Origin of the sequence: Sphingomonas yabuuchiae (assembly GCF_001477495.1) — a bacterium.
Taxonomy (GTDB): Bacteria; Pseudomonadota; Alphaproteobacteria; order Sphingomonadales; family Sphingomonadaceae; genus Sphingomonas; species Sphingomonas yabuuchiae_A.
Genome location: NZ_LDTF01000032.1, coordinates 1 through 10,749, shown reverse-complemented (window position 1 = coordinate 10,749; position 10,749 = coordinate 1). Strand labels below are relative to the sequence as shown.

The 10,749-nt window shown below is 67.5% G+C and carries 10 protein-coding genes; 4 read left to right on the top strand and 6 right to left on the bottom strand.

From position 1 onward, the window contains the following. The first annotated feature begins 41 nt into the window (after positions 1-41). Complete coding sequence (locus NS355_RS07820; RefSeq protein ID WP_084787690.1) at positions 42-1,172, top strand: GNAT family N-acetyltransferase; 1,131 nt, start codon at positions 42-44, stop codon at positions 1,170-1,172. A gap of 6 nt (positions 1,173-1,178) precedes the next feature. On the opposite strand, the gene NS355_RS07815 is transcribed toward NS355_RS07820, so the two are convergent. From NS355_RS07815 to NS355_RS07805, 3 genes are read right to left on the bottom strand one after another with little or no spacing between them, the layout of a single operon-like run. Beyond that, positions 1,179-2,840, bottom strand: a complete 1,662-nt coding sequence (locus NS355_RS07815; protein ID WP_058745194.1) for a hypothetical protein — start codon at positions 2,838-2,840, stop codon at positions 1,179-1,181. 10 nt (positions 2,841-2,850) lie between these two features. After that, the gene (locus NS355_RS07810; RefSeq protein ID WP_058745193.1) at positions 2,851-4,422 is read right to left on the bottom strand and encodes a hypothetical protein; all 1,572 of its coding nucleotides are present in this window, start codon (positions 4,420-4,422) and stop codon (positions 2,851-2,853) included. 34 nt (positions 4,423-4,456) lie between these two features. Then, the gene (locus NS355_RS07805) at positions 4,457-5,677 is read right to left on the bottom strand and encodes an argininosuccinate synthase (protein WP_058745192.1); all 1,221 of its coding nucleotides are present in this window, start codon (positions 5,675-5,677) and stop codon (positions 4,457-4,459) included. A gap of 148 nt (positions 5,678-5,825) precedes the next feature. Between NS355_RS07805 and NS355_RS07800 the strand changes: the two genes are divergently transcribed. Next, positions 5,826-6,191: an EF-hand domain-containing protein gene (locus NS355_RS07800; RefSeq protein WP_058745191.1), complete on the top strand. Its 366-nt coding sequence runs from the start codon at positions 5,826-5,828 to the stop codon at positions 6,189-6,191. A 264-nt stretch (positions 6,192-6,455) separates the two neighbouring features. Here NS355_RS07800 and NS355_RS07795 read toward each other — a convergent pair whose 3' ends face one another. Both NS355_RS07795 and NS355_RS07790 read right to left on the bottom strand, forming a co-directional pair. Continuing rightward, complete coding sequence (locus NS355_RS07795) at positions 6,456-7,820, bottom strand: ammonium transporter (protein ID WP_058745190.1); 1,365 nt, start codon at positions 7,818-7,820, stop codon at positions 6,456-6,458. Positions 7,821-7,836: 16 nt separating this feature from the next. Next, positions 7,837-8,175 carry a P-II family nitrogen regulator gene (locus NS355_RS07790; protein ID WP_042488306.1) on the bottom strand — a complete coding sequence of 113 codons (339 nt, stop codon included), beginning with the start codon at positions 8,173-8,175 and terminating at the stop codon, positions 7,837-7,839. Here NS355_RS07790 and NS355_RS18685 point away from each other — a divergent pair. Continuing rightward, entirely contained in the window at positions 8,162-8,404 is a 243-nt protein-coding gene (locus NS355_RS18685) for a hypothetical protein (protein ID WP_153008123.1), read from the top strand. The two genes, NS355_RS07790 and NS355_RS18685, sit on opposite strands and share 14 nt — an antisense overlap. After that, positions 8,401-9,177, top strand: coding sequence for a formate/nitrite transporter family protein (locus NS355_RS07785; protein ID WP_058745189.1), 777 nt, complete (start codon positions 8,401-8,403; stop codon positions 9,175-9,177). Before NS355_RS18685 ends, NS355_RS07785 begins: the two co-directional genes overlap by 4 nt. Before the next feature lie 27 nt (positions 9,178-9,204). Here the strand turns inward: NS355_RS07785 and tldD are convergent, their stop codons facing one another. Then, positions 9,205-10,635: a metalloprotease TldD gene (tldD, locus tag NS355_RS07780; protein WP_058745188.1), complete on the bottom strand. Its 1,431-nt coding sequence runs from the start codon at positions 10,633-10,635 to the stop codon at positions 9,205-9,207. Positions 10,636-10,749 lie beyond the last annotated feature (114 nt).

Sequence of the window (10,749 nt, the reverse complement as noted above, 5' to 3'; positions counted from 1 at the left end):
CCCCTTGTCCCACCCCACTCCACACCGCATATCCCACCGCGATGACCACCGCCGTCGCGCGTATCCTGTCCGGCGTCGCCGCCCTGTCCCCCGACCAGTGGGACGCCTGCGCGGGCACGGCCAATCCGTTCGTCTCCCATGCCTTCCTGACCGCGCTGGAAACGTCGCACAGCGTCGGCGGCCGCTCCGGCTGGACGCCTGCCCCCATCGTCATCGACGGCCCCGACGGACAGCCCGCCGCGATCGCCCCCGCCTATCTCAAGGCGCATAGCCAGGGCGAATATGTCTTCGACCATGGCTGGGCCGACGCCTGGGAGCGCGCCGGGGGACGCTATTACCCCAAGCTTCAGGTCGCCGCGCCCTTCTCGCCCGTTCCCGGTCCCCGACTGCTGCTGCGCGACCCCGCGCTCGCGCCCGCGCTGATCGCCGCGATCGAGGCGGTGACCGACCAGAACGAACTATCGTCCGCCCACGTTACCTTCGTCGCGCCCGATCAGGTGCCGTATTTCGAGGCGGCGGGCTGGCTGATCCGCGAGGGTGTGCAATTCCACTGGCGCAATGACGGCTATCGCAGCTTCGAAGATTTCCTGGACGCGCTCGCCAGCCGCAAGCGCAAGGCGATCCGCAAGGAACGTGCCGCCGCCGTCGCGGGGCTGACCATCCGCCACCTGACCGGCGACCAAATCCGCCCCGAGCATTGGGATGCCTTCTGGGTCTTCTATCAGGATACGGGCAGCCGCAAATGGGGCCAGCCCTATCTGACCCGCGCCGCCTTCGACCGGATCGGCGAGCAGCTGGGCGACAAGGTGCTGCTGATCCTTGCGATGCGCGACGGGGTGCCGATCGCGGGGGCGCTCAACCTGATCGGCGCGGATACGCTCTATGGCCGCTATTGGGGCGCGGTCGAGGAAGTGCCCTTCCTCCATTTCGAGCTATGCTATTACCAGGCCATCGACGCCGCCATCGCGCGCGGGCTGTCGACGGTGGAAGCTGGCGCGCAGGGTGAGCACAAGCTGGCGCGGGGTTATGTCCCCGTGCCGACCTGGTCGGCGCATTACATCCCGCACCCCGCCTTTCGCCGCGCGGTCGCCGAGTTCGTGGAACGTGAGCGTCAGGCGATCGAGGCGGAGAGCGGGTATCTGGGGGAGCTGACCCCGTTCCGACGGGGATAGTCCGGCTTAATCGTCCTTGTCGGGGGTCGCCTTGCGCCGCGCGGGTGCCCGCTTGTCCTCATCGGGCGAGGGACGGCTGAGCAGTTCATAGGCCGCGGGATCAATGATCGGGCGGCGATCGTCGATCCGATACAGCACGCTGTCGCCCTCGCGCCAGATCGGCGTCAGCCCGCGCGTCAGCGCCTCGTCATAGCGCGGCGCATGGACCAGCCAGACATAGTCGAAGGCGTCGCGCGGCATCAGCTTCAGCGCGGTTTCAACCGGGCGCCACCATTGCCCGCGACAGCGCCGCTGGGTCACGATCTCCGACGGATCATGCGCGAACCGCTTGGCGGGGGCATAGCGCACCGTCAGCAACTGCCCGCCGGCCATCGACCATTGGTCGTTGGCATAGGCCAGCTTACGCTCCAGGGCGAGGCCCGCGACATGCTCCAACCGGCTCGAGGGCCAGACATCGGCGCAATATTGACGGCCGACAAAGGTCAGCAATCGTGCACGCGGCGGCACATGATCGAGCGCGGTGAGCACCCGGTCGTAATCGTTGCTGTACATGACGTAGCTGACCGTGGTCGCACCGATCCGCACGACGAAGAACAACAGGCCGACGATCGCCAGCGTCGAGGCGCCACGGAGCGACAGCCCGCGTCGCGGGCGCAGCGCGATCAGGGCGATGGCCAGCACATAGGGGGCCAGCCGCATATCGGCATAGGCCGAGCCGAAGACGACGCGCGGCAGCAGCAGATAGACGACGAACAGGAAGGCCGCCGACAGCACCAGGTTGCGCGAATATTCGACCCGCTCGTCGCGCACACCCTTGAGCAGGACGAGGAACAGCACCGTGACCGAGGCGAGGTCGAACGCCATCCAGCGATCGCGCAGCACCATCGTGACCCAGTTGATCTTCCAGCGCCAGTTGAACCAGTCGCCGGTCTTGCCGGTCACGTCCGCACCCGAACGCCACAGCACCATCAGGACCATGGGCAGCGCCAGCGGAATACAGCCCAGCCCGGCATGGAAGGCGGACTCGGCCCAGCCCCGCACCCCGCGCGCGCCCTTGGCCCGGCGAATGTCGTGCTGGCGGATCAGCTCGGCGGAGAAGGCCAACACGCCCAGCACACCCCAACCGAAGGTATGCGCCACCCAGAGCAGGCAGGACAGCGGCACGAAGATCAGCGCGCGCAGTCTGACCGCGCCCAGCCGCCCCATGCGCAGCCACAGGCCGAACAGGTTCAGCGCCAGCGCCATCGCCAGCGCGAAGTTCACGAAGCCGAACTGGAAGGGATAGCTATAGGCGAGCGGCAGCGCGAACAGCGCGGTCGCCGGGATACGCCCCTGCACCTCGCGCGCGATCCAGAGGAGGCCGGTGACGGTCAGGACCGGAATGGCGATGACGATCAGCTTGACCGCCAGCTCCAGCCCGAAGATCGGCGCGAGCGGCTCGATCAGCAGGTCGATGCCCAGATTGCCGATCATCTGCCATTCGAAGCGATACCAATGCGCCAGCCAGGGCTGATTGGCATATTCCAGCTGGACGCGATACCGCCCCATATGCCCCGGCAGGTCGACCAGCGGCGGCACGGTGGGCCAGAGCAGCGGCACGGCGGCGAGCAGCGCCATCGCCGCCACGAACCACCGCGTCTGCCACCAGTTGAGCTTTCCCCCATTCATCTGCTGGTGCCTAGCGGACCGAAGGGGCGTCCGACAAGCATCGGCCGCGACGAACGCGATAGACGGCGGAATTGCCCTGCGCCCAGACCGGCGTCAGATCAGGCGATCGAGCCCGCCCCTTGGGAAAACCGATCGTCCAGACCGCATCGAAGGCGCATCGGTCGAAATCGCGGATCGCATCCTCGAAGTCGGTCGGCCCTCCTTCGCCGTCCGGCGGAAAGATCAGCGAGGACGGGTCACGGTCGAACCGCCCGGCCCCGGCCAGGCGGGGCTGGATCAGATGCTGGCCCGGCACCGTCCACTGGCCGTTGGTGAACACGCCCGCGCGAACGACGGCAAGCCCGCCGATATGGGTCAGCCGGGGCGCTCCCCAGCGTGACTCGGCGTCGACATTGTCCAGGACCAGCACCGTGCCGCCCGGCGGCAGCGCGGCAATGGCTCGCCACTCGCGATCATGCCCTTGCGCCAGTTGTGCGAAGGCGATGGTCGTGCCCGCCAGCCGCGCCACGAAAAAGACGATCGCGGCGGCCGCCAGCCCATGCTCCGACCGCCCCGGGCGCCCGTGCACTGACAGCAAAGCCAGCATCACCGCCGGGGGCAGCATCCGCATGTCGAGATAGGCCCCGCCCCGGAACAGATAGGGCAGGGCGAGGAAGACGATGAACCCGATCGCGGCGGGCACGCCCAGCACCGGGCGGACCGACAGGCGGCGCGACCGGATCACGACATAGGCGAAGAACAACAGCCCCGTCACCGCCGCCAGATCCCACGCCATCCAGCGTTCCTGGAACAGGGTCATGATCCAGCGCAGCTTGTAGGACAGGAACCAGCGCCCGGTCTCTCCCGCGACCTGATTCCCGCCAGACCGGATCATCCACAGGGCGGGCAGCGCCATCGGCGTCACCGTCACGCCCGCACGCACTACCGCCGCCGACCAGCGCCGCCCCTGCTCGACCAGCCGCCCCGCCTCCATGCCGAAGACATAGGCCATCAGCAGCGCCCAGCCGAGCGCATGGACCAGCCACAGCAGCGGCGCGAGCAGCATGAACAGGACGATCCGCCACGCCGCTCCTCTGGTCCGCGCCAGCCGCAGCCAGAGCGCCATGGCCAGGAACACAAGGCCTTGCGCCAGACAGAAATTGACGAAGCCCATCTGGAAGGCGGGGCCGTACGCCAGCGGAAAGGCCAGCATCGCACCGGCGGGCATTCGGCCATGCGCCTCTCGCGCCAGGGCGATCAGGCCCGCCACGGTCAGCGGCGGGATGGCCATGACGACCAGCCTGGCGGCGGGCTCCACCCCCATGCCGAAGACATGGTGCAGCGCGAGCACCAGCCCTTCGACGCCCAGATTGCCGACCGCGGCCCAATGCACCGCATAATAGCGCGCCAACGGCGCCTGCCCCGCCTCGGCCAGGATACGATAGCTTGCGATATGGTCGCCCATATCGCCCAGCGGTGGCACCGCAGGCCATAACAGCGGGATCGCCGAGGCCAGCACGCACAGCAACAGGAAGGGGCGGGACTGCCACCACAGCCCCGCCCCCTGTTCGGTCATCCCGTCCCGTCGGCCGTCATCGACCATCTCGGCCCTGCCCCTTCAGAACGGAGAGATCGAATCAGATCTGGTCGCGACGTCCCAGCAGGCGCAGGCGCAGCGCGTTCAGCTTGATGAAGCCCGCCGCGTCGCGCTGGTCGTACGCGCCCTGATCGTCCTCGAAGGTGACGACCTTTTCGGAATACAGGCTGTAGGGCGACTTGCGGCCGGTGACGATCGCCTGGCCCTTGTACAGCTTCAGGCGGACGGTGCCGGTCACCTTCTCCTGGCTGTAGTTGACGGCGGCCTGCAGCATCTCGCGCTCCGGCGAGAACCAGAAGCCGTTATAGACCAGCTCGGCATAACGCGGCGCCAGTTCGTCCTTCAGGTGCGCGGCACCCCGGTCGAGCGTGATCTGCTCGATGCCACGATGCGCCTGCGCATAGATGGTGCCGCCCGGCGTCTCGTACATGCCGCGGCTCTTCATGCCGACGAAGCGGTTCTCGACCAGGTCGAGGCGGCCGATGCCGTGCTTGCGACCCAGCTCGTTCAGCTTGGTCAGCAGCGTGGCGGGCGAGCACGCCTCGCCGTTCAGCGCGACGCCGTCGCCCCGCTCGAAATCGATGGTGATCGTCTCGGGCACGTCGGGCGCGTCCTCCGGATTGACGGTGCGCGAATAGACGTAATCGGGGACCTCATCCCACGGATCCTCCAGCACCTTGCCCTCGGACGAGGTATGCAGCAGGTTCGCGTCGGTCGAGAAGGGCGCTTCGCCGCGCTTGTCCTTCGACACCGGGATCTGGTGTGCCTCGGCGAATTCGATCAGCTTGGTACGGCTGGTCAGGTCCCACTCACGCCAGGGCGCGATGACCTTGATGTCCGGGTTCAGCGCATAATAGCCCAGCTCGAAGCGGACCTGGTCGTTACCCTTGCCGGTCGCGCCGTGGCTGACCGCGTCGGCGTTCACCATCTTGGCGATCTCGATCTGGCGCTTGGCGATCAGCGGCCGCGCGATCGACGTGCCGAGCAGGTACAGCCCCTCATAGAGCGCATTGGCGCGCATCATCGGGAACACGTAATCCTTGACGAACTCCTCGCGCAGATCGTCGATGAAGATGTGCTCCGGCTTCACGCCCGCCATCTCGGCCTTCTTGCGCGCGGGCTCCAGCTCTTCGCCCTGGCCCAGATCGGCGGTAAAGGTCACGACCTCGCAGCCATATTGCTGCTGCAGCCACTTGAGGATGACGCTGGTATCGAGGCCGCCCGAATAGGCGAGGACGACGCGCTTGATATCTTCGCTCACGGCAAAGTCCTTCGAGGATAGGGGATGGATTTGCCTCGCGCCCTATGCGCTCGACGCCCCTCACGCAACCTTCCCTTGGCCTCGTTCATTGCGCGGACAGGCAAAGGCCGTCAGGAGCGGCCGCGAAGTTCCGTATGGAGTCCCGTGCATGACCCGTTTTCTCGTCGCCGGTCTGATCGCCGCCACGCTGGCCACCCCTGCCCTGGCGCAGGACACCCGCGCGTCCGCCGCCGCGAAATTCTCGCGCGAGTTCAAGGCGCGCGACACCAACCATGACGGCGTGCTGACCAAGGCCGAGGTGAAGGCCGCGATCATGAAGATGGGCAACGGCAAGAAGGCAATCGACGCCGTCCATGCCCAGCGCCTGACCGACCTGTGGTTCGACAAGGCCGATGCCAACAAGGACGGCAAGGTGACCGAGGCCGAGGCGCAGGCGCTGCTGTCGCGTACCTTTGACGAGTATGAAGCGGCCAAGGCCGCGCAGGCGCAGCAGGCGGGGCCGAAGGGGCGGTAAGCCCTCCTCCCCGTTGCACATCCCGAACCGCCGTTCCGCCGTACCCGAACCTCCGTTCGCACTGAGCGAAGTCGAAGTGCACGGGATTCCGGTTGCCGATAGGGCATGGCGTGGCCTTCGACTTCGCTCAGGCTGAACGAAGGTGGGAAATAGCCCTCCCCCTCCCACACACAAAAAAGGCCCGGTGCGTTGCCGCACCGGGCTTAGGTCGTCCGCAGGAGGAACGTCGTGGGGTGCGGGGGTTCTCTTCGCCCCCGCTCCCGATCAGTTGTAGGCGCGCTCGCCGTGCTCGCCGAGGTCGAGACCTTCCTGCTCGACTTCCTTCGAGACGCGCAGGCCGGTGATCGCCTTGGCGACATACATGGCGATGACGGTGCCGATGGTCGCCCAGACGATGGTCGTGGCGACCGCGCCGAGCTGGACGAGCAGCTTGGGACCGATGGCATAGTCCGCCGCCCCAGGACCGCCCAGCGACGGGGCATAGACCACCGCCGTGCCGATCGCGCCGATCATGCCGCCGATGCCATGGACACCGAAGGCGTCGAGCGCATCGTCATAGCCGAGCTTGGGCTTGAGGACCGACACGGCATAGAAGCAGACCACGCTGGCGATGGCGCCCAGCACGATCGCGCCGAACGGGCCCGAATTGCCCGCCGCCGGGGTGACGGCGACCAGACCGGCGACGATGCCCGAGCAGAAGCCCAGCGCCGAACCCTTATGCCCCGCCAGACGCTCGGCGAGCATCCAGAACAGGCCGCCCGACGCCGTCGCGACGAAGGTGTTGATCATCGCCAGGCCCGCCGAGCCATTGGCCTCCAGCGCCGAACCGGCGTTGAACCCGAACCAGCCGACCCAGAGCAGGCCGGTGCCCACGCCGGTCAGCGTCAGAGAGTGCGGCGGCATCGGCGTGGTCGGATACCCCATGCGCTTGCCGAGGATCAGCGAGGCGACCAGCGCCGAGACGCCGGCGTTGATGTGCACCACCGTGCCGCCCGCAAAGTCGAGCGCACCCGCCTTGAAGAACAGGCCCGACGAAGCCCACACCATATGCGCGACCGGGAAATACACGATGGTCAGCCACACCGCGGTGAAGGCCATGACCGCCGAGAACTTCATCCGCTCGACCACCGATCCCAGCACCAGCGCGGCGGTGATCGCGGCGAAGGTCATCTGGAAGCAGACGAAGACATATTCGGGGATTTCGACGCCCGCGGTGAAGGTCGCCGACTGGCTCGCCGGGGTCACGCCCGCCAGGAACGCCTTGCCGAGCCCGGCGATGAAGTTGGACGCGCCCCCCGACACGTCCGGCCCGAAAGCCAGGCTATAGCCGTACATCACCCAGATCAGCATCGCGAGGCAGGCCGCCGCGCCGATCTGGGTCATGGTGGACAGCATGTTCTTGGCGCGGGTGAGGCCGCCATAGAACAGCGCCAGGCCCGGCAGGATCATCATCATGACCAGCACGGTCGAGGTGAGCATCCAGGCGGTGTCGCCCTTGTTCACCGTCGCCGCGGTGGCGGCGGCGGGCGGCGACTGGAGCGCGGCGTCCTGTGCCCAGGCGGGCAGCGCGGCGAACAGCGTCAGGCCGAGGCCTGCGGCGCCGGTCGCCATCTTGGTGATGTGCTTCATCGAAATCCCCCCTTGCTCAGAGCGCCGATTCGTCGGTCTCGCCGGTGCGGATGCGCACGGCCTGGCCGACATCGAGCATGAAGATTTTGCCGTCACCGATCGCGCCGGTGTTCGCGGCGGCCTGGATCGATTCGACGACGCGGTCGGCGATCTCGGACGCGCAGACGACCTCGATCTTGATCTTGGGCACCATGTTGGTGCTGTATTCGGCCCCGCGATAGATTTCGGTCTGGCCCTTCTGCCGCCCGAACCCCTTCACTTCGGTCACCGTCATGCCCGCCACGCCCAAAGTGGTCAGCGCCTCGCGCACCTCGTCGAGCTTGAACGGCTTGATGATAGCGATGATCAGCTTCACCTGCGCCCCCTTTGCGTTACCCGAGGAACAGCGTCGCAAAGGGTGTGCCAGTTTACATTTTCGTTACTTTTCCGGGCGGATGCGAATGGCACGCCCGTTTATCGGCCATCATCATGCACCAAAAATTCAGCATATCGCCGCCATTGCCCAAATTTTGAGCAGGAACGGGATCGAAGCCGTTCGCCGCCTGTTGGCTTTTGAGGCAGAGGCGAAAGGGAGCCCGTCATGACCGATACGACCGGCGAACCGCTGGCCCGGACCGTCGCCGATGCGATGGCGGAGCGGGGTGCGGCGGAAATGGGGGCGGCGCTGTGGCTGGGCGTGGCGGCGGGCATGCAGATCGGCCTTGGCGGCATCGCCTATCTGATCGCCAGCGCGGGGATGCCCTCCGCCATGGGCGCCACGCCTCTTCTGGCGGGCCTGGCCTTTTCCAGCGGGTTGATGCTGGTGATGGTCACGGGCACGCATCTGTTCACCGGCCATGCGATGCTGTCGCTGTCGATCGTTCAGCGACGGGTGACGGGGATGGGGCTCGCCAAGGCATGGGGGCTGGTCTGGTTGGCCAATCTGGTCGGCAGCCTGATCGTGGTCGGCCTGTTCCTTGCCTCCGGCGGAACCGAGGCGGTCGACGGCGCGGTTGCCGCCGTCGCGCGCGAAACGGCCATGGCGAAGACCGCCAAGTCGAGCGGCACGCTGATCGCCTCGGGCATCCTGGCCAATATGCTGGTGTGCCTCGCCGTCTGGATGGCCAGCGGCGCGGAGACGGTCGCGGGCAAGATCGTCGCGGTGATCGCGCCGGTCACGCTGTTCGTCGCCGCCGGGTTCGAGCATTCGATCGCCAACATGACGCTGTTGCCGCTCGGCTGGGCGCTCGATCCGACAGGGGTGCCGATCGGGGGTATCGCGCATAACCTGGCGCTGTCGACGCTGGGCAACCTGATCGGCGGCGGCGCGATCGCGCTGCTGCTGGGTGCGGGGCATGGGGCGTTGAAGCGGGATTGATCCTCCCCTCAGCGGGGAGGAATAGTCTCACGCCGCCAAGGCCGTCCCGCCGACGGTCAGCCCCTCGACCAGCAGCGTCGGCTGGCCCACGCCCGCCGGTACGCTCTGCCCGCCCTTGCCGCAAATGCCGACACCTTCGTCCAGCGCGAAGTCGTTGCCGATACCCTTCACGCGGTTCAGCACGGTCGGCCCGTCGCCGATCAGCGTCGCGCCCTTGATCGGCGCGCCGAGCTTCCCGTTCTCGATCCGATACGCCTCGGTGCAGGAGAAGACGAACTTGCCCGACACGATATCGACCTGCCCGCCGCCGAACGACTTGGCGAAGATGCCGTTCTTGACGCGCGACAGCAGCTCGGCGGGATCGTCCTGCCCGCCCTTCATGAAGGTGTTGGTCATGCGCGGCATCGGCGCGTGCGCGAAGCTCTCGCGGCGGCCGTTGCCGGTCGGCGCGACGCCCATCAGCCGCGCGTTGAGCCGGTCCTGCATATAACCCTTCAGGATGCCGTCTTCGATCAGCACGACCTCGCGTGTCGGCGTGCCCTCGTCGTCGATCGACAGCGAACCTCGCCGGTCGGCCAGGCTGCCGTCGTCGACCACCGTGACGCCGGGCGCCGCAACCCGTTCGCCGATGCGGCCCGAGAAGGCCGAGGTGCCCTTGCGGTTGAAGTCGCCCTCAAGGCCATGGCCGATCGCCTCGTGCAGCAGCACGCCCGGCCAGCCCGGTCCGAGCAGCACCGTCATCTCGCCCGCCGGTGCGGCGACCGAGTCGAGATTGACCAGCGCCTGATTGAGCGCGACGTCGATGCCACGCTCCCATGTCTCACGCGCGACGAGGCGGTCATACAGGTGACGCCCGCCGATGCCGAAGCTGCCCGTCTCGCGCCGTCCATTCTGTTCGACCACGACCGAGATGTTCAACCGGACGAGCGGCCGCACATCGGTGGCGACGAAGCCGTCGGCCCGAACGATCTCGACCACGCTCCAGCTGCCCGACAGGCCGACCGACACCTGCACCACGCGCGGATCGCGCGCACGCGCGGCGGCGTCGATCGTCTGGCAGAGCGACACCTTCTCGGCGAAGGGGATCAGGTCGAGCGGATCGGTCGCGGTGTAGAGGTGGCGGTTGGTCCCCTGCGGCGGCGGCGCGGCGGCGCCCTTGGCGGGGTCGATCAGCGCCATGGTCTGCGCGGCGCGCTGGATCGCGGCCTCGGACAGCTCGTTGGCATGGGCGAAGGCGGTCATCTCGCCCGACACCGCGCGCAGGCCGAAGCCGGAATGCGTGTCGTAGCTGGCGGTCTTCAGCCGCCCGTCGTCGAAGCCGAACGCCTCGGACCGCTTATATTGCAGATAGAGTTCGCCATCGTCCGCGCGCGCCAGGGCGTTGGCGGTCAGCCGCAACGCGGCGTCGGGGTCCAGCGTGTCGCGGTAGAGGAACGAGCGGGGGTCGGTGGCGGTCATTCAAGGGATATAGGGGAGCGGGCGGTGGTTTGAAACTCCAAGCCGCGCTCGCCCCTCTTCTTCTCCCCTCCCGCAGGCGGGAGGGGCCGGGGGAGGGCAAGGGGTCTCACAGAG

What these genes read in the sequence shown, in the direction of transcription:
- NS355_RS07820 (WP_084787690.1), top strand. Translation starts at nt 42, where the DNA reads ATGACCACCGCCGTCGCGCGTATCCTGTCCGGCGTCGCCGCCCTGTCC.
- NS355_RS07815 (WP_058745194.1), bottom strand. Translation starts at nt 2,840, where the DNA reads ATGAATGGGGGAAAGCTCAACTGGTGGCAGACGCGGTGGTTCGTGGCG.
- NS355_RS07810 (WP_058745193.1), bottom strand. Translation starts at nt 4,422, where the DNA reads ATGGTCGATGACGGCCGACGGGACGGGATGACCGAACAGGGGGCGGGG.
- NS355_RS07800 (WP_058745191.1), top strand. Translation starts at nt 5,826, where the DNA reads ATGACCCGTTTTCTCGTCGCCGGTCTGATCGCCGCCACGCTGGCCACC.
- NS355_RS07795 (WP_058745190.1), bottom strand. Translation starts at nt 7,820, where the DNA reads ATGAAGCACATCACCAAGATGGCGACCGGCGCCGCAGGCCTCGGCCTG.
- NS355_RS18685 (WP_153008123.1), top strand. Translation starts at nt 8,162, where the DNA reads ATGATCAGCTTCACCTGCGCCCCCTTTGCGTTACCCGAGGAACAGCGT.
- NS355_RS07785 (WP_058745189.1), top strand. Translation starts at nt 8,401, where the DNA reads ATGACCGATACGACCGGCGAACCGCTGGCCCGGACCGTCGCCGATGCG.
- tldD (WP_058745188.1), bottom strand. Translation starts at nt 10,635, where the DNA reads ATGACCGCCACCGACCCCCGCTCGTTCCTCTACCGCGACACGCTGGAC.